Origin of the sequence: Streptosporangium sp. NBC_01810, from assembly GCF_035917355.1 — a bacterium.
Classification (GTDB): Bacteria; Actinomycetota; Actinomycetes; order Streptosporangiales; family Streptosporangiaceae; genus Streptosporangium.
This window is the reverse complement of sequence record NZ_CP109070.1, coordinates 4,842,533-4,860,036: the sequence shown is the minus strand read 5'-3', so window position 1 is coordinate 4,860,036 and position 17,504 is coordinate 4,842,533. Positions and strand designations below refer to the sequence as shown.

Annotated in this window: 17 protein-coding genes; 9 read left to right on the top strand and 8 right to left on the bottom strand. The window is 69.8% G+C overall.

Going from position 1 to position 17,504, the window contains the following annotated elements:
• Positions 1–258: 258 nt before the first annotated feature.
• The 6 genes from OIE13_RS21130 to OIE13_RS21105 all read left to right on the top strand — a co-directional run bounded on the left by OIE13_RS21130 (position 259) and on the right by OIE13_RS21105 (position 6,955).
• Positions 259–2,787, top strand: coding sequence for a DNA translocase FtsK (locus OIE13_RS21130; RefSeq protein ID WP_326637130.1), 2,529 nt, complete (start codon positions 259–261; stop codon positions 2,785–2,787).
• Between the two features lie 98 nt (positions 2,788–2,885).
• Positions 2,886–3,641 (top strand): helix-turn-helix domain-containing protein, encoded by a 756-nt coding sequence (locus tag OIE13_RS21125; RefSeq protein WP_326637131.1) that lies wholly within the window; start codon positions 2,886–2,888, stop codon positions 3,639–3,641.
• Between the two features lie 218 nt (positions 3,642–3,859).
• Positions 3,860–5,269: a 30S ribosomal protein S12 methylthiotransferase RimO gene (rimO, locus tag OIE13_RS21120; protein WP_326637133.1), complete on the top strand. Its 1,410-nt coding sequence runs from the start codon at positions 3,860–3,862 to the stop codon at positions 5,267–5,269.
• Positions 5,270–5,294: 25 nt separating this feature from the next.
• Positions 5,295–5,900: a CDP-diacylglycerol--glycerol-3-phosphate 3-phosphatidyltransferase gene (gene pgsA / locus OIE13_RS21115; protein WP_326637134.1), complete on the top strand. Its 606-nt coding sequence runs from the start codon at positions 5,295–5,297 to the stop codon at positions 5,898–5,900.
• A complete protein-coding gene (locus OIE13_RS21110; RefSeq protein WP_326637137.1) occupies positions 5,897–6,400 on the top strand; it encodes a CinA family protein in 504 nt (167 codons plus the stop codon). Before pgsA ends, OIE13_RS21110 begins: the two co-directional genes overlap by 4 nt.
• 207 nt (positions 6,401–6,607) lie before the next feature.
• The gene (locus OIE13_RS21105) at positions 6,608–6,955 is read left to right on the top strand and encodes a helix-turn-helix domain-containing protein (protein ID WP_030904158.1); all 348 of its coding nucleotides are present in this window, start codon (positions 6,608–6,610) and stop codon (positions 6,953–6,955) included.
• On the opposite strand, the gene OIE13_RS21100 is transcribed toward OIE13_RS21105, so the two are convergent.
• The 3 genes from OIE13_RS21100 to OIE13_RS21090 form a co-directional block, all read right to left on the bottom strand.
• Positions 6,952–7,743, bottom strand: coding sequence for an Fpg/Nei family DNA glycosylase (locus OIE13_RS21100; RefSeq protein WP_326637141.1), 792 nt, complete (start codon positions 7,741–7,743; stop codon positions 6,952–6,954). The genes OIE13_RS21105 and OIE13_RS21100 overlap by 4 nt on opposite strands.
• Before the next feature lie 78 nt (positions 7,744–7,821).
• Positions 7,822–8,271 (bottom strand): RrF2 family transcriptional regulator, encoded by a 450-nt coding sequence (locus OIE13_RS21095; RefSeq protein WP_326637143.1) that lies wholly within the window; start codon positions 8,269–8,271, stop codon positions 7,822–7,824.
• A 20-nt stretch (positions 8,272–8,291) separates the two neighbouring features.
• Positions 8,292–8,804, bottom strand: coding sequence for a hypothetical protein (locus tag OIE13_RS21090; protein WP_326637144.1), 513 nt, complete (start codon positions 8,802–8,804; stop codon positions 8,292–8,294).
• 135 nt (positions 8,805–8,939) lie between these two features.
• Here OIE13_RS21090 and OIE13_RS21085 point away from each other — a divergent pair, with 135 nt between their 5' ends.
• Positions 8,940–10,118 carry an ROK family transcriptional regulator gene (locus OIE13_RS21085; RefSeq protein ID WP_326828610.1) on the top strand — a complete coding sequence of 393 codons (1,179 nt, stop codon included), beginning with the start codon at positions 8,940–8,942 and terminating at the stop codon, positions 10,116–10,118.
• Between the two features lie 125 nt (positions 10,119–10,243).
• Here the strand turns inward: OIE13_RS21085 and OIE13_RS21080 are convergent, their stop codons facing one another.
• Entirely contained in the window at positions 10,244–10,786 is a 543-nt protein-coding gene (locus OIE13_RS21080) for a glycoside hydrolase family 3 N-terminal domain-containing protein (RefSeq protein WP_326828609.1), read from the bottom strand.
• On the opposite strand from OIE13_RS21080, the gene OIE13_RS21075 reads away from it, so the two are divergent.
• Positions 10,676–11,050 carry a DUF6875 domain-containing protein gene (locus OIE13_RS21075; RefSeq protein ID WP_326830305.1) on the top strand — a complete coding sequence of 125 codons (375 nt, stop codon included), beginning with the start codon at positions 10,676–10,678 and terminating at the stop codon, positions 11,048–11,050. The genes OIE13_RS21080 and OIE13_RS21075 overlap by 111 nt on opposite strands.
• Before the next feature lie 66 nt (positions 11,051–11,116).
• Here the strand turns inward: OIE13_RS21075 and OIE13_RS21070 are convergent, their stop codons facing one another.
• From OIE13_RS21070 to OIE13_RS21055, 4 genes are all read right to left on the bottom strand, one after another.
• The gene (locus tag OIE13_RS21070; protein WP_326637149.1) at positions 11,117–12,571 is read right to left on the bottom strand and encodes a glycoside hydrolase family 3 protein; all 1,455 of its coding nucleotides are present in this window, start codon (positions 12,569–12,571) and stop codon (positions 11,117–11,119) included.
• Between the two features lie 109 nt (positions 12,572–12,680).
• Positions 12,681–13,562, bottom strand: coding sequence for a carbohydrate ABC transporter permease (locus tag OIE13_RS21065; protein WP_326637151.1), 882 nt, complete (start codon positions 13,560–13,562; stop codon positions 12,681–12,683).
• Positions 13,559–14,572, bottom strand: coding sequence for a carbohydrate ABC transporter permease (locus OIE13_RS21060; RefSeq protein WP_326637153.1), 1,014 nt, complete (start codon positions 14,570–14,572; stop codon positions 13,559–13,561). The genes OIE13_RS21065 and OIE13_RS21060 overlap by 4 nt, the downstream gene beginning before the upstream one ends.
• Positions 14,573–14,574: 2 nt before the next feature.
• Positions 14,575–15,912 (bottom strand): extracellular solute-binding protein, encoded by a 1,338-nt coding sequence (locus OIE13_RS21055; RefSeq protein WP_326637155.1) that lies wholly within the window; start codon positions 15,910–15,912, stop codon positions 14,575–14,577.
• 209 nt (positions 15,913–16,121) lie between these two features.
• On the opposite strand from OIE13_RS21055, the gene OIE13_RS21050 reads away from it, so the two are divergent.
• Complete coding sequence (locus OIE13_RS21050; RefSeq protein WP_326828608.1) at positions 16,122–17,309, top strand: ROK family transcriptional regulator; 1,188 nt, start codon at positions 16,122–16,124, stop codon at positions 17,307–17,309.
• The last annotated feature ends 195 nt before the right edge of the window (positions 17,310–17,504 follow it).

Here is a 17,504-nt window from a genome sequence, read left to right as displayed (position 1 = left end):
TGTGGTACTCGCCCCCCATGGTGGTAGATCACCAGGGCGTGGTGATCCGGTACATGTGGGACCCGGGTCGGGCGGGGAAAGTTCTGGCTCCGGAGGGAATCGTTTTCCGGGCGCCGGTGGTGGGTGCGCGGGGAGGGCTTCGAAGGTGGCGCGTTACTGCTTGCGAGGTATCAACCGATTTCGTGAAAAGTCGGTGAGGGGACGCTCCCCCGGCGAGTCGCCGAGCAATCCACCACCCGTCTCGTTAACCTCCCTAGCATGGCCACCCGTACGTCTAAAGGCTCCTCAGGAAAGCCCCCCGGCAAGGGGTCCCCCGGTCGCTCGGGCGCCTCCCAGGCCCGTACGGCCCCCGCGCGGCGGGCGTCCGCCAACCGGGGGAAGGGTGCGGGTGCGGCCCGCAGGCCGGCCTCGCCCCAGCACGACCCGATCAGCTGGGTTCTCACCATGATCGGCAAACTGTTCATGGGCATCTGGATGCTCCTCGCGGGTGGCATCGGCAGCGCCGCGCGGGCACTGGGGCAGAACGCGCGCGAACTCGACCCCGTCCACCGCCGCGACGGGCTCGGCCTGGCGGTGTTCGCCGGGGCGATCGTGCTGGCGGCCATGACATGGCGGGAGAGCACCGGCACGGTCTCCACCGTGGTCTACGAGGTCATGCGCGGAGTCTTCGGATCGCTGACCTGGCTGGTCCCTATCCTTCTCGTGCTGCTGGCCTGGCGGCTGCTGCGCCACCCCGACCAGAACGCCGACACCGGCCGGATGATCATCGGGTGGTCGGCCCTCACCGTCGGTGTGCTCGGCGTCGTGCACGTCGTCCACGACACGCCCTACCCCTCGGGGGGCGCCTCGGACGGCATGGACAAGGTGTCGGCCGCCGGAGGCATGATCGGCTTCATCGTCTCGGCGCCCCCGGCGAGCATCCTGCCCTCCTTCGTCACCATCCCGCTGCTGCTGATCCTGTCGGGCTTCGGCGTTCTGGTGATCACCGCCACCCCGGTGCACCGGGTCCCCGAGCGGCTGGCCGAGATCAGGCACATGCTCTTCAACCGTGACCTGCCCTCCGCGCCGAGGGCGTCCAGGAAACGGCCCACCACCCGCAAGAAGCCGGAATCCGGCGGGGCCGAGCTGGGCGACCACGTCAAGCCCTACGACACGCCCGTGGTCGCCGAGTCGCCGGGCGGGCTCGGAGGCCACTCACCGGAGATCGTGCCCGGCCTGGTGGACGAGTCCGAGCCCTCGCAGGTCAGGAACGACGCGCCCGAGCCTCCCGAGCCGACCCCGGCACCGCGCAAGGTCGAGCAGCTCGTCCTGTCCCCGCAGGCGGGTCCCTACACCCTGCCCGAGTCGCAACTGTTGCGCCCCGGCACCGCCCCCAAGCCGCAGACGAAGGCCAACACGGTCGTCGTCAACGCGCTGACCAGCGTGATGGAGCAGTTCACCATCGACGCCCAGGTGATCGGCTTCACCCGGGGGCCGACGGTGACCCGCTACGAGATCGAACTCGGCCCGGCGGTCAAGGTCGAGAAGGTCACCGCGCTCACCAAGAACATCGCCTACGCGGTCAAGTCGGCCGACGTCCGGATCCTGTCCCCGATCCCCGGCAAGTCGGCGATCGGCGTCGAGATCCCCAACACCGACAAGGACCTCGTCTCGCTGGGCGACATCCTGCGCTCCCCGGTGGCCCAGGCGGACCACCACCCGATGATCGTCGGGTTGGGCAAGGACGTCGAGGGGCGCACGATAGTGGCCAACCTCGCCAAGATGCCGCACCTGCTCATCGCGGGTGCCACCGGCGCCGGAAAGTCGGTCTGCGTCAACGGACTGATCACCTCGATCCTGATGCGGGCCACCCCCGACGAGGTCCGCATGGTCCTGGTCGACCCCAAGCGGGTCGAGCTCAGCGTCTACGAGGGCATCCCGCACCTCATCACGCCGATCATCACCAACCCCAAGAAGGCCGCCGAGGCCCTGGACTGGGTCGTCGGGGAGATGGACCGCCGCTACGACGATCTGGCCGCCAGCGGCTTCCGGCACGTCGACGACTTCAACAAGGCGGTGCGTGCCGGCAAGCTGGTGCCGCCGCCGGGCAGCGAGCGGGTCTACCAGCCCTACCCCTACCTGCTGGTGATCGTCGACGAGCTCGCCGACCTGATGATGGTCGCCCCGCGCGACGTCGAGGACTCCATCGTCCGCATCACCCAGCTGGCCCGCGCCGCCGGCATCCACCTGGTCATCGCCACCCAGCGCCCCTCGGTGGACGTGGTCACCGGGCTGATCAAGGCCAACGTCCCCTCCAGGCTGGCCTTCGCCACCTCCTCGCTGGCCGACTCCCGGGTCATCCTGGACCAGCCGGGCGCGGAGAAGCTCGTCGGCCAGGGAGACTCGCTCTTCCTGCCGATGGGCGCCAGCAAGCCCATGCGGCTGCAGAACGCCTTCGTCTCCGAGAAGGAGATCGGCGAGATCGTCGGGCACTGCAAAGCCCAGATGGCCGTCGAGTACCGCGACGACGTGGCCGCCGTGGCGGCCTCCAAGAAGGAGATCGACGAGGACATCGGCGACGACCTCGACCTGCTGATCCAGGCGGCCGAGCTCATCGTGACCACCCAGTTCGGTTCGACCTCGATGCTCCAGCGCAAGCTCAGGGTCGGCTTCGCCAAGGCGGGCCGTCTGATGGACCTGCTGGAGAGCAGGAGCGTCGTCGGGCCCAGCGAGGGTTCGAAGGCGCGGGAGGTCATGGTAAAGCCCGACGAACTCCCCGGCCTGCTGGCCGACCTGCGTGGAGGATGACACACCGGGAGGGAACGGACCCCCGCCGCACACCTTCCGTCCGGTTACTGATTGAATGGGGATCGCTACGCAACGTCGGGGGCTGAGGGGCGTGCGCCATGGGCATTGGAAGCGATCTGGCGGATGCCAGGCGGTCGATGGGGATGACCGTTGGGCAGTTGAGCGCGCGGACACGCATCCGCGAGGTGCTCATCCAGGCGATCGAAAGGAACGACTTCTCCCAGTGCGGGGGTGATTTCTACGCGCGGGGCCATATAAGAAACATCGCCAAGGTCGTCGGGCTTGATCCGGAGACGCTGGTGCACCGCTACGACGAGCAGCACGGGGGTGTCCCGCTGCCGGTCCGGGCGTCCAGCGTCTTCCAGGCCGACATGCCACTGAAGATCCGTGAGCGCCGCTCGCCCAACTGGACGACGGCCATGGCGGTGGCGCTGGGCATCGTGGTCATCTTCGGGGTGGTGCGGACCATGGGCGGGGGTGACGCGCCCATGATGGACGTCCATCCCGTTCCGGTGCCCGCCGCGCTGCCGCCGCCGGCCGACGGCGGTCCCGGCTCACCGGGCCGGGCGGCGTCTCTGGCCGAGGGGAGGCACAAGGACATGGTCGTCCTCCAGGTCAGGGCGGAGCGCACGTCCTGGCTCGACGTGGAGGACGCGGGCGGCAAGAGGCTCTTCTCCGGAACGCTCAAGGCGGGCAAGACCTCGACCTGGAAGGCGAAGGACAAGATGAGGGTCACCTTCGGCGACGGAGGAGCGTTCTCGCTGAAGGTGAACGGCAAGAACCTGGGAGCCCCGGGAACTCCGGGGCAGATCATCAACCGCTCCTACGAGGCTCCCGCGGCCAAGAAGCGCTGACGCGGCGACCGGGAGTTCTCGCCGGGGCCGCGGCAACGGCTCCGGCCGGGTTCCTGGATCGTCCAGCAGGGCGAACGTCCCTGGTCGGCGCGGTGGGCCTCGCCTCTCGGGCTCCCCGCCCGCACGTCGGGACGGCCGGGGCGAGACGGGGATGCGCGGTGCTGGAGCGGGGGAGGTGCATCGGGTAGTGGCCAACTCCCGATACCGTAGTGTTCACCATGTCATCCCGCCGAACCGCATCGCTGATCACACTTGGTTGCGCACGCAACGAGGTCGACTCCGAAGAGCTCGCCGCTCGTCTTGAGGCTGCCGGCTGGCAGCTGGGCGACGACGATCCCGACGTCGTCGTCGTCAACACGTGTGGCTTCATCGACTCAGCGAAAAAGGACTCCATCGACACGCTGCTCGCCGCGGCCGACTCCGGGGCCAAGGTGGTCGCCGCGGGCTGCATGGCCGAGCGGTACGGTGACCAGCTCGCCGACGCGCTGCCCGAGGCCGCGGCGGTCATCTCCTTCGACGACTACACCGAGATCGGCCCCCGCCTCGACGACGTGCTGGCGGGCAGGCCGCTCGTCCCGCACAGCCCTCGTGACCGCAGGACCCTGCTGCCCATCTCGCCGGTGGAGCGCGCCGCCGCCCCCAAGACCGCCATTCCCGGCCACGGCGAGCTGCCCGAGGGCCTGGCACCCGCCAGCGGCCCCCGGCCGCTCCGCAAGCGCCTGGGCGAAGGGCCGGTGGCCTCGCTGAAGCTGGCCTCCGGCTGCGACCGGCGCTGCACGTTCTGCGCCATCCCCGCCTTCCGCGGGGCGTACGTCTCGCGCCGCTCCGAGGAACTCCTCGGTGAGGCCGCGTGGCTGGCCGAGCAGGGCGTCAAGGAGTTGGTGCTGGTCAGTGAGAACTCCACCTCCTATGGCAAGGACCTGGGCGACCTGCGGGCGCTGGAGAAGCTGCTGCCCTCGCTCGCCGCGACCGAGGGCATCAAACGGGTGCGCGTCAGCTACCTGCAGCCCGCCGAGCTCCGCCCGGGGCTGCTGGAGATCATCTCCTCGACCGAGGGGGTTGCCCCCTACTTCGACCTGTCCTTCCAGCACGCCAGCGGTCCGGTGCTGCGCCGGATGCGCCGCTTCGGTGACCCCGCGCGCTTCCTCGACCTTCTGGAGTCGATCCGCGCGCACGCCCCGGAGGCGGGCGTGCGCTCCAACTTCATCGTGGGCTTCCCCGGCGAGACCGAGGAGGAGTTCGGCGAGCTGGTGGGCTTTCTGGAGAAGGCCAGGCTCGACGTGATCGGCATCTTCGGCTACTCCGACGAGGACGGCACGGAGGCGGCCGCACTCCCCGGCAAGCTTGACCAGGAGATCGTCGACGCCCGCCTGTCCGCGCTCACCGAGCTGGCCGAGGAGCTCATGGCCCAGCGGGCCGAGGAGCGGATCGGCACCGAGGTCGACGTCCTGATCGAGGAGGACCTGGGCGACGGCGGCTACGAGGGCCGCGCAGCCCATCAGGGGCCCGAGGTCGACGGCTCGGTGACGGTCCAGGGCATCGGGCTGGTCCCCGGCCAGATCGTCCGGGCCGTCGTGGTCGACTCGGAGGGGGTCGACCTGATCGCCCGCATCAAGGCGGCCCCATGAGCGCGCCACCGGGCCGGGAGAGCGTATGACCAACACGCCAGAGACCGGCACCGACTCGACAGCGGCACCCGTGCGCCCCAAGGTGAGCGCGTGGAACATCGCCAATGTCGTGACGGTGATACGACTGGCGATGGTTCCCTTCTTCGCGGCCTGCCTCTTCCTGCCGGGATCCGGCTGGAGGGTCGCCGCGCTGGTGGTCTTCATGGTGGCCTCGTTCACCGACCTGCTCGACGGCGAGCTGGCCCGCCGCTACGGCCTGATCACCGATTTCGGGAAGATCGCCGATCCGATCGCCGACAAGGCCCTCATCGGTGCCGCGCTGATCAGCCTGTCGGTGCTGGAGGAGCTGCCCTGGTGGGTCACCATCGTGATCCTGGGCAGGGAGCTGGGCGTCACCGCGCTGAGGTTCGCGGTCATCCGGCACGGCGTCATCCCGGCCAGTTACGGTGGGAAGGTGAAGACCGTCCTGCAGATCGCCGCGATAGTCTCATACATCTGGCCGGGTGTGCCCGAGGTGATCCGCTGGGTCGTCATGGGAGCGGCTGCCGTCGTCACCGTCGGCACCGGCCTTGACTACGTGATCCGGGCGATCAAGCTCCGGCAGGTCGCGAAGCGGGCGCGGGCCGTATGAGCCACCGCCTGCTCGCGACCACCACGGTCCTCTCCCTCCTCATCCGCAGGGGAGAGACGGTGGCGGTGGCCGAGTCACTGACCGCCGGGCTGATCGGGGCGGCCCTCACCGATCCGCCGGGAGCCTCCGCGGCCTTCGTGGGAGGGGTCGTCTCCTACTCCACCGAGCTCAAGCGGCGGCTGCTGGGCGTCCCCGCGGACCTGCTCGACCGCGAGGGCGCCGTGCACCCGCAGGTCGCCGCCGCCATGGCGACCGGGGTGCGTCTCCTGGCCGGTTCCACCTACGGTCTGGCCGTCACCGGTGTGGCCGGTCCCGACCCACAGGACGGTAAACAGGCCGGTACGGTTCACCTCGCCGTTAGTGGTCCGGACGGACGGGTATGGCACCGGGATCCGCAACTCGCGGGGACTCGTGAGCAGATTCGAGAATCGACGGTGAATGAGGCTGTGGACCTTCTTCTAGGTGTGCTGGAGGCGAACGTGGGGGAACATTCCGGGTGATTACCGCGTTACGTCCCCAGCGAACATGCTCCCCATGGTCTGCCGCGGCATCGGTGGATACAGGTACGGTGGAACTGTGAGTGAGGTAAAGGTCAAGCGATGATGACGGCGAGGAGTATGTACCAAGGGTCGCGTTCGAAGAACGGGCGGCACGAACCGATAGCGCGGAGTGTCGCGAAGGCATCCGCGCCGGGGAGGGAGCGACAGATGGTCCTGCTGCGTCAGCTGCTCGGTGACGTGCTGCGGCGGCTGAGGGTGCGGCAGAGTCGCACCCTGCGTGAGGTGTCCACACTGGCTCGGGTTTCTCTTGGCTACTTGTCCGAGGTGGAGCGTGGCCAGAAGGAGGCCTCTTCAGAGCTGCTCGCGTCGATTTGCGGTGCCCTGGGCGTGCCGCTTTCACAGGTTCTCCGTGAGGTTTCCGACCAGTTCGCGTTGGCCGAGCTCCAGCACGCTCCGGTGCTGGCGGGCGATGTCCCCGAGCGGGAGCGTCTGCCGATTCCCGAGACCGTGCCCGATTCCGTTTTTCCCGAAGTCAACGACATGGTCGCCGCCTAGCCGGTCGGTTCCTCCGGCTGGCAGTGACGGCACCAGACGATCAGCCGTTCCTGCGGCTGTGCGCCCATCTCCCCGTGACTTATCCGCTGCCCGCAGCGCAGGCAAGGCCGCCCGGCCCTGCCGTAGACCCAGGTGCTCCGCCCTGGACGGAGGTCACCCGTCGTGGTCCTGCTCTGGCGTTCCTTGTTCGCGTCCATCAACCGCCGCGCGAGCGACACGATCGCTTCCAGATCCTTTACCGCCCCCACCGGTCGCCACGGCCACACCCCGGTGAGAAAAAGCGTCTCGGCGCGATAGATGGTGCCGATTCCCGCCAGGTTGCGCTGATCGAGCAGCGCGACCCCGATGCTCGTCTCAGGCCGCCGTGCCAGCCGTCGTACGGCTTCGGCCGCGTCCCAGTCCTCTCCGAGCAGGTCGGGTCCGAGATGCCCGACGAGCCGCCACTCCTCTTCTGCTCCGACCAGGTCGACCATGCCCAGCCGGACCCCCACGGCCTGCCACTCCGCGTTGGCCAGCACCAGGCGGACGACGTCGCCTCGGGGCAGCCCCCGCTCCGAGGGCGAGATCTGCCAGCTCCCGTCCATCCTCAGATGGGTGTGGACGGTCAGGCCGCCCTCGACACGGGTGAGCAGGTGCTTGCCGCGTGAGACGGTCTCCAGTACCGCACGCCCGGTGAGATCGGCCGTGGAGTGGCGCGGCACACGGAAGTCCGAGCGGGTCAGCGTCCGTCCGTCGAGCGCCCGGCCGAGCCGCAGCGCGGCTCGGTGGACGACATCACCCTCGGGCATGGCACCCGCCATGAGATACGTGCCGGTTCCGGGTGGGCGGTACCGGCACGATCACGGCGGACGTCACGGCGGGCACGGTCAGTCCCAGGCCGCGGGGTCGGCGGACAGGCTGCGAACCCGCTCGGGGAGGGCCCCGGTGGCCACGTTCTCAAGCGTGACCTCCTCCAGGATCGCCCGCTCACTGGCGCGCAGCGCGATCCAGACCTGCTGCAGCGACTCGGCGGGGCCCCGGTAGCCGACGTGCTCGGGCCGCTCCCCCCTGACGTTGGCGAGTGGGCCGTCAACGGCACGGATCACATCGGCCAGGCTGATCTCGGCGGGCGGGCGGGCCAGCACGTAGCCTCCCTCGGGGCCACGCTGGCCGCGCACCAGCCCGGCGCGGCGCATTTGGAGCAGGATGTTCTCAAGGTACTTGGGAGGCATGTCCTGCTCTTTGGCCAGCTCCCCTACCGTGGTGGGGCCGTCACCCGCGGCGGCGAGTTCGGCGGCGGCACGGAGGGCATAGTCGACACGAGCAGATAGGCGCATGTAACCGATTATCCCGCCTGCTATTGGCTACTTACGCGCGAGGGGTACTGGGACGTCGAACGACGTCCGTCGCCCTCGGTGAGGACGGGGCCGTACGGCGACACGCCGGTGGGTTCCGGCGCGTGCACGACATAGCGGTGGGGGGCCATCGCGGAGGTGCGGCCCGGCAGCAGGGCGAGGCAGGCCGCGTGGATCTCCTCGGCGGTTTCTGAGGTGACGTGGCAGGTCAGGAGCCCATCCGGAGTGCGTGTCACGAGATGGGGCCTTCCCTGGACCGCCTCACCGACGAGCCGCTCCACCGCGCGGAGGCTCACCCAGCAGGAGTCGGTGTAGATCCAGTCCGCATCACGCTCGATAGGCGAAATTCCCGATATATTCGTAATGTCGCAAGCTTGGACGTCCCCGTCTCCGGCCGCGATCAGGAGCCGGGCGAGCCCGGTCCCGAAGCCCTCCGCCTGCTCCCGGTTCATCACTCGCGGATCGATCCAGAGTGTCAGGTCCACCACCTCCTCCAGCCGGTCGGCCCAGAGCACGAGGTGTGCGGGAAGCGAGGCCGCCGCCGGGCCGCCGCCGGGCTAAACTATCAGGAAGTCTTATTAATGAATAGAACCGTTATTCTTGCTTGAATGTAATTGCGACGGGGAAACGGCGAACAAGAGAGCATGCGTATGGAGCGACGTCCTGGCGTGCCCAGGCTATTGAGGGAGATCAACGACAGGGCCGCCCTGGAGTTGTTACTCGCCTCCGGGCCGCTGACACGGGGGCAGATCGGGGAGCTCACAGGTCTTTCCAAGGTGACGGCGTCCCAGACGCTCGCCCGTCTGGAAGGGCGCGGCCTGGTGGAGGTGGCGGGGGAGCAGGCGGGGGGTCGTGGGCCTAATGCTGCGCTTTATGGGATTATTTCCTCCTCGGCCTATGTGGCGGGCCTGGATGTCGGTCCGGAATTCGTTGCGACCGCCATCGCGGATATCCACGGGGAGATCATCGCCGAGGTGCGGGTGGCGCCGAACGGGCATGAGGATCCGGTCGCCCTCGTGCACAGCGGGGTGGTCAAGGCCTGCCGGTCTGCCAAGGTCGCGCTCTCCAAACTGCGCTCGGTCGTCATCGGCACTCCGGGCGTGGTCGACCCCCGCACCGGCGACGTGCGATTCTCCTTCGACCTGCCGGGCTGGCACGAGGGCATCCATGAGGCGCTCGCCCGTGACCTGCGTCGCGACGTCAAGATAGAGAACGATGTGAACCTCGTCGCCATCGCCGAGCGCACCCTGGGTGCCGCCCGCGAGGCCGACGACTTCGTGCTCCTGTGGGTGGGCCGCGGTATCGGCCTCGGCGTCGTGCTCGGCGGGCGACTGCACCGCGGCCGGTCCGGCAGCGCGGGTGAGATCGGCTACCTGCCGGTGCCCGGCGTGCCGCTGGCCGAGGACGTGCGGGCCGTGCCCGGCAGGCTGCCGTCGCTCGCCGGTGGCCTGCAGTCCCTGATCAGCGCCGAGGCGGTCGTCGAACTCGCCGCGACGTACGGCTTCGAGGGGGAGAACGCCGCCGAGTGTGTCGCGGCGGCGGTCGCGGCGGGGGAGCGGGGAGAACCTCTGATCAACGACATCGCCGGGCGGCTGGCGCTGGGCGTGGCGTCGGTGTGCGTTGTGCTCGACCCCGGGCTCGTGGTGCTCGCCGGTGAGGTCAGCAGGGCCGGAGGTGACGCGCTCACCTTCAGGATCGAGGAGGCGGTGGCCAGGATCTGCCCGGTCCGGCCGCAGGTGGTGGCCAGCGAGGTGACCGGCAACCCGGTGCTGCGCGGGGCCGTCATAGCCGCTCTGGAGCAGGCCCGGGAGGAGATCTTCGCCTCCTAGGCCCGGTCCTGCGGATCCTGCCGTGGCGAGGAGCGGTGGACGGCGCCTCGCGGGAGGGGGAGGAAGCCGCGGTGACCGGCGGCGCCGCGGCGCCGTGGATCCAGGGGGACGGCCTGCTCCCCCGGTCAGCGGTGGCCGGCCAGGAGTTCGGCGGCGGCCCGGCCCGAGGCGGCGGTCGCGCTGTGGCCGGGGAAGTGCTTGGCACAGCCGGCCACCCCGGCGGACTGGAGGCCGGTGACCCAGGCGCGGGCGTGCCGGGCGACCAGCCAGGGGTCGGTGCCGAACGCGCGGGTGCCGACGACGGGGTTGTCCAGGCCGGAGTTGACGTCGACCACGGGGGCGTAGTTGAGGTCGATGCCCGCGGCGGCCATGTCCAGCCCGACCTCTCGGGCGATGAGCTCGGTCAGCTCGGGGTCGTCCATCGCGCCGAGTGCGAGGTTGCCGGGGCGCGAGCTGCCGGTGAGCGCCTCCAGCCGGGTGACGTCGCCCGCCTCCTCGTCGGTGGCGATCACCACATCGGGGTTCTCCGCGCGCAGGGCGGCGGTCAGCGTTCTGACCTGTTCGCCGTCCACGAGGTTCCGGGAGTAGAGCGCGACCCCGCCGAGCCCTTCGGTGAGCCGCCTCCGCAGATCGTCACCTGGGCGCGGGAGTATCTCTGCCGCCCCCATGCGGAACTGGGCAGGAAGGGGCCCGTCTGCCCGTACACCCAGACCGCGCTGGAACGCGGCACCTTCTACCTCCCGCTGGGCAGCCCGGTCCCGTTGCTGGCGATCCGGCACATGGTCCCCACCGGCTTCCCGTTCCTGCGCGACGATCCCGAGCAGGTCGCGGCCTACCTGGAACGCTTCGGCGATCGCCCGCCGGCCGCGCTCAGGGCCGAGGTCCAGGCCGTCGCCGACCGCTACGGACTTGTGCCCGCGAACGCGTCCTGAGAACGAGGACGCGGCACGCTCCCCGTGAGAACCACGGGGGGCGGGCCGCGTCGTGACGGGGGGCGGTCAGACGCCGAGGAGTTCGGCGGCGGCCTGCGCGTTGGCGCGGGCGGCGCCGTAGGTGGCCACGTAGGTCACGCCCTCGGGGCGCCAGATCGGCAGGCCCATCTCGACCACCGTGGCGTCGGGGCGGGCGGCCAGCAGCGCGGAGATCACCGACTTGCTGGCCTCGTAGCGGTGGGCGTCCTTGACGACGACGATCAGGGAGCGGCCCGAGGCGCGCTCCAGGATGCCCGGCACGTCGGCGGCCTCCGGCTTGACCCGCAGCACCTCCGCCCGCGTCGGCAGCGGCGTGAAACCCCACGGTACGTCGCCGACCGCGATGGTCGGCGGGGTGTCCACCTCGACCACCAGCGGGTCGACCGGGGGAGGCGCCGAGCCGGTGAGGCTGACCGCGCGGCGGGCGGCGGTGAGGCCGATCACGTCCGGCTCGGCCTCACCCGTGCGAGGCGTGCCGAACCAGGCGCGCAGGGCGGACACCCGCTCGGCCGCCTCCTCCAGACGGGTCACGGGCAGCCGCCCGTCCAGTACGGCGGCGATGATCTCGTCCACGATCAGGTGGACGTCGTCCTCGGTGGGGATCGGGCCCAGGCAGAGCAGGTCGGCTCCGGCGGCGAGGGAGAGCACCGAGCCGCCTGCCAGGCCGTAGGTGTCGGTGACGGCCCGCATGTCGAGGGCGTCGGTGACGATCACACCGTCGTAGCCCAGCTCGCCGCGGAGCAGGCCGGTCAGGGTGGCGGGGGAGAGCGTCGCGGGGAGCCCGCCGGTGACGGCGGGGACCCGCACGTGCGCGGTCATGATGGATCTGGTTCCCGCCTCGATCGCGGCGCGGAAGGGCACGAGTTCGCGCTTGTGCAGCAGTTCGGCGGAGGCGTCGACGAGCGGGACCTCCAGGTGGGAGTCCTGCCGGGTCGCGCCGTGGCCCGGGAAGTGCTTGACACAGGCGGCCACGCCCGCCGACTGCAGGCCGTGGACCGCTGCGACGGTGTGCCGGGCGACGAGCGCGGCCTGGGCCCCGAACGAGCGGGTGCCGATCACCGGGTTGTCGTCGGCGGTGTTGACGTCCGCGGCCGGGGCCATGTCCAGGTTGACGCCGCACCGGGCCAGGTCGTCGCCGATGGACCGGTAGACGCGCCGGGTGAGCTCGACGTCGTCCACGGCGCCGAGGGCGGCGTTGCCGGGATACGGGCTGCCGACGTGGTAGGCGAGCCTGGTGACGTCGCCTCCCTCCTCGTCCAGCGAGATGACCGGGTCGCCGGTCTCGCGCAGCCGGGAGGTGAGGGCGGACAGCTGCGCGGCGTCGGCGACGTTGAAGCCGAAGAGTGTGACGCCGCCGAGACCGTTCTCCAGCTCCCGCAGGACCCACTCGGGCGCCTCGGTGCCCTGGAACGCGGCGAGCAGTGTGCCGACCGCGAGACGACGCAGCCCCTGATCGCCGCGATTCGCGATGAGCTCAGACATGGCGGTAGGTGTTCCTTACCTGAGATGTGGGGGTGGGACATGAAGGGAACAGGTAGGGCTGGTACGGCCCGCGCTTGTGGGTGCGAGCCGTACCAGCACCGATGGGGGATCAGCCCTTGACGGCGCCCGCGACGAGTCCGGAGACCATCCGCCGCTGCACCAGGAGGAAGAAGACGATGACCGGGATGGTCATCAGGGTGGAGGCGGCCATGATGGCGCCCCAGTCCACCGACCGCTGGCTGACGAAGTAGCGCAGCGCCACGGGCATGGTGTAGCTGCCCTGGTCGCCGATGAGCGTCAGCGCGAACACGAACTCGTTCCACGCGGTGATGAACGAGAAGATGCTCGTCGCGACGAGACCGGGGGCCACCAGCGGGAACAGCACCCGCCAGAAGGTGGCGAACCGGCTCGCGCCGTCGATCCAGGCCGCCTCCTCAAGTTCCTTGGGAACCGCGGCGACGAAGGTGCGCAGCATCCAGATGGCGAACGGCAGCGTCATCGCGACGTTCACCACGACGAGGCCGAGGAGCTGGTCGTACAGTCCGGCCCGCCTGACCATCATGAACAGCGGGATGAGCAGCGCCTCGCCGGGGACCATCTGCACGATGAGCAGCAGGATCAGGAACGAGGTGCGCCCGCGGAAGCGGAAGCGGGCCACCGCGGTCGCCGCCAGCAGCGAGAAGACCGCGCCGACGAGCACGGTGCCGAGGGCCACGATGGAGCTGTTGAGCAGGTAGCGCCAGATGGAATGGCCCGCGACGCCCTCGGTGAAGACCCGCCGCACGTGTTCGAGCGTGGGGTCGGTGGGGAACGGGATGAAGTCCGTCGTGAAGATCTGCTCGCTGCTCTTGAAGGCGGTGGTCACCATCCAGTAGACGGGGAACACCGCGAACAGGAACACCACCATGGCCGCGGTGTTCAGGCCGACCTTGCCGAGCCGCCTGCGCTTCCTGGCCTTTTTCGTCCGGTGGCGCATGTCGTAGGTGGTCATCGAACGTCCTCCGTCTTCACGATCTGGCGGACGTAGAAGAAGGTGATGACGAGCAGGATCAGCGTCAGCACCACCGCGATGGCCGCGCCCATGCCCATCTTGGGCGGCGCGCTGAAGGCCTGGGTGAAGGCGTACAGCGACAGGTTGAACGCCTCCCGGTTGGAGGTGCCGCCCGCCAGCACGAACAGCTGGGTGAAGACCTTGAAGTCCCAGATCACCGAGAGCACGGTCAGTACCGCGAAGACCGGTTTCAGCAGCGGGAAGGTGATCTTCCAGAAGATCCGCCACGCGGAGGCGCCGTCCACCCTGGCCGCCTCGTACAACTCCTTGGAGATGCTCTTCAGCCCGGCGAGCACCGAGACCGCGATGAACGGGAACGACGCCCAGACCACCGCGATGATCAGCACCAGGTAGATGGTGAACGCGTCGTTCAGCCACGGCTCGCCGGTCCAGTCGGAGCGGCCGAACAGCAGGGAGGAGAACCAGTCGGGCAGCGCGTTGAGCGCCCGGTTGATGACGCCCGACTCCGCGTCGAACAGCCAGCGCCAGATGATCGCGGTGGCGATCTGCGGGGTGGCCCAGGCGGCCATGATGCCGATGATCAGGAAGGTCGACATCTTCTTGCCCAGCTTGTGCAGGAGCAGGCCGACCAGCGTGCCGAGCAGCAGGGTGAGCGCCACCGTGACGACGGCGAAGACCACCGTGTTGCGCAGCGAGGTCCAGAACAGCTCGGACTCGATGAGCTTCTGGTAGTTCTCCAGGCCGACGGACTCGGCCGGTACCCCCCGGATCTGCCGCAGTCCCACGTTCTGGAAGGACATGACGACCATCTGGAAGAGCGGGTAGAGCAGCAGGCCCGCGATGACGAGCAGGCCGGGGACGAGCAGCGCGTAGGGGACCGCCCAGGCGGGCAGCCCGCTGGACCCGCGCGGGGGCGTGGCGCCTCGGTGCCCCCGCGCCGGGACGGAGGGGGAGCCCCCGTCCCGGGCGATGGTTGAGGTGTTCGCCATGTCTACTGGTTCAGGATCTCTTCGAGTTCCTTGTTGGCGTCGGCCAGCGCGGTGTCGACGTCCTTCTTACCCTCGATGACCGAGCGGGCCGCGCTCTGCAGGACCGCCTTGGTGTCGTTGGCCTCGGCCCAGTTGGTGTCGTTCGGGAAGCCCTTGGCGACCTTGAAGGTCTCGGCGAACGGCGCCTGCAGCGGGTCGGCCGCGTACTCGGTCAGGGCCTCCGGGTAGAGCGGCAGCAGGCCGCCCTCCTTGGCGTAGCGGGTGCCGAACTCCTTGCCGGCGGCCAGCTTGACGTACTCGGCGGACAGTTCGACGTTCTTGGTGTCCTTCCAGATGGCGATGTCGTTGCCGCCCTGGAAGGCCGGGGCCGGGCCGCTGCCGTCCTTGGCCGGGAGCGAGAAGAAGGCCATCTTGGCGTCGTCGACCTTGCCGCCGCTCTGCTCCTTGATGGTGGTGATGTCCCAGCCGCCGGTCACGTACATGCCGACCTTGCTGTTGGCGAAGCGGGTGGCGATGTCCACCGAGTTCTGGGTCAGCGCGGACTTACGGGAGACGCCGTGCTTGGTCACCAGGTCGGTGTAGTACTGGAAGCCCTCCTTGAAACCGGGCTCGGTCAGCTTGCCGACCCACTTGCCGCCCTCGAAGGCGGCGAAGTCGCCACCGGCCGACCAGACGAACGGGGAGAGCGACATGTTGGCGTCGGAGCCTCCGTTGAAGGCGAAGCCGTCGACGTCCTTGCCCTTGTCGGCGACGATCTTCTTGCCCGCCGCGACGAGGTCCTCCCAGGTCTTGGGCACCTCGATCTTCAGGTCCTCGAACCAGTCCTTGCGGTAGAGGACGGCGCGGGTGCCGCCACCCCACGGGGCGGCGTAGATCTTGCCGTCCACCGTCTCGTAGCCCCACAGGTTCTGCGGGATCTGCTGGAAGTCGGGGGCGGCCTTGACGATGTCGGTGATGTCGGTCAGCGCGTCCTGCGCCACCCAGGCGGCGACCTGGTCGTTGCCGAACTCGGTGACGTCGGGGCCCTCACCGCCGGCGAGCGCGGCGGTCCACTTGGCCTGCGCGTCGGGCCACGGCACCCACTGGAGGTTGACGTCGGCGCCGGTGGTCTCCTTGAACTTGGCGTTCAGGTCGCTCATGAGCTTGTTCTGCTTCTCGTCCGGAGCGCCGAGGCGCCAGACGGTCAGGCTCTGACCTGCGAACTTGGGCCCGGACGCGGCGGGAGCCGACGCGTCGGAACCGGCGGCCGGGGTGGCGGGCTCGCTGCTGCCACACGCGGCGAGACCCAGGGCGAGGGCGGCCGTGGTGGCCGTCGTGGTGGCGATTCTCGCGAACTTCACTGGAGTTCTCCCTTTCAGGCTTTCGCCGGGGTTTGCGCTCGTCTTGTTATGGCCGGGGTCCCCGCGACCCTCTGCACTCACTGGGAGCTGCCGGAACTTGTGGCAACCCGCGGTTCCGATCGCTTGCCTGCGGGCTGACTATGGCTAAACTAACAAGAAACTTTCTTAAAAGAAACGATCGTTAGCGGATCGTGACGGGGAGGACGGCCTTGTCCACACGCCCGGGGACACCCCGGTTGCTGCGCCAGCTCAACGACCGCGCGGCACTTGAGCTCCTGCTGTCCAGTGGCCCTCTCACCCGGGCTGAGCTGGGAGAACACACCGGGCTCTCCAAGGTGACCGCGGGGCAGTTGCTCGCCAGACTCCAGGAACGCGACCTGGTCGCGGTGGTCGGCGAGCAGGCCGGCGGGCGCGGCCCCAATGCGGCGCTCTACGGGGTGGTGCCCTCGTGCGCCTACGTGGTCGGGCTTGACGTGCTCCCCGACCGGATCAGCGCCGGGGTCGCAGACATCACCGGCACGCTCGTCGCCGAGGTCTCGGCCGACCCCAGCGGGCACGACGACCCGGTACGGCTGGTCCGCAGCGCGGTGAGCCAGGCGTGCGCGTCGGCGGGCATCGGGGTGGACCGGCTCCGGGCCTTCGTGATCGGCACCCGGGGCGTCGTCGACCCCGGCACCGGCGACGTGCGGTTCTCCTTCGACCTGCCCTCCTGGCACAACGGCGTGCTCGCCGAGCTCCGCCGTGACCTCGGCGTCCCGGTGACGATCGAGAACGACGTGAACCTGGCCGCGCTGGCCGAGCGTGCGCACGGCGCCGCGCTGGGCGTCGACGACTTCGTGCTCGTCTGGGCCGGGGTCGGCCAGGGCCTCGGCGTCATGCTGGGTGGGCGGTTGCACCGGGGCTTCACCGGCGGCGCCGGTGAGATCGGCTGGCTTCCCGTTCCCGGCGAGCCGCTCCCCACGGATGTGAGCGAGCCCCAGTCGGGCTCGTTCCAGCGCCTGGTCGGCGGCGACGCCGTGGCCGGGCTGGCCGGTGCCCACGGCATCGGCTCCGCCTCGGGGCCGTACGACCCCGACACGGACTCGGTGGGGGACCACGTCCGTACGGCCGTCGCGGAGGGTGCCGAGGCCTTTCTGGACGAGCTGGCCGGGCGGCTGGCGGTCGGCGTCGCCGCGGTCGCCGTGGTCCTGGACCCGGGATTGATCGTGCTCAGCGGCGATGTCGGCAGGGCAGGGGGGGACGCGCTCGCCACCAGGGTGCAGGATGCGGTGGCCCGGGTCTGCCCGAGCCAGCCCAAGGTCGTGGTCTCGCGGGTCAGAGGCAACCCGGTGCTGCGCGGCGCCCTGGTGTCGGCACTGCAGCAGGCTCGGGAGCAGGTGTTCTCCGACACCGTCTGATGTCACCGTCTGATGTCACCGTCTGACGTTCTTCCGCCCGGAGGAGGCCGGCGGCCGATCCGTTCTCGATCTTCGCGGGTTCCTTGCCGGACGACGACAGCGGACGACGACAGCGGCCGACGACAGCGGCCGGCGGAGTTCCGGAGCACCCCTCCGCCGGGCAGGCCGAAGCTGACGAGCCGCCGACCGTTCCGT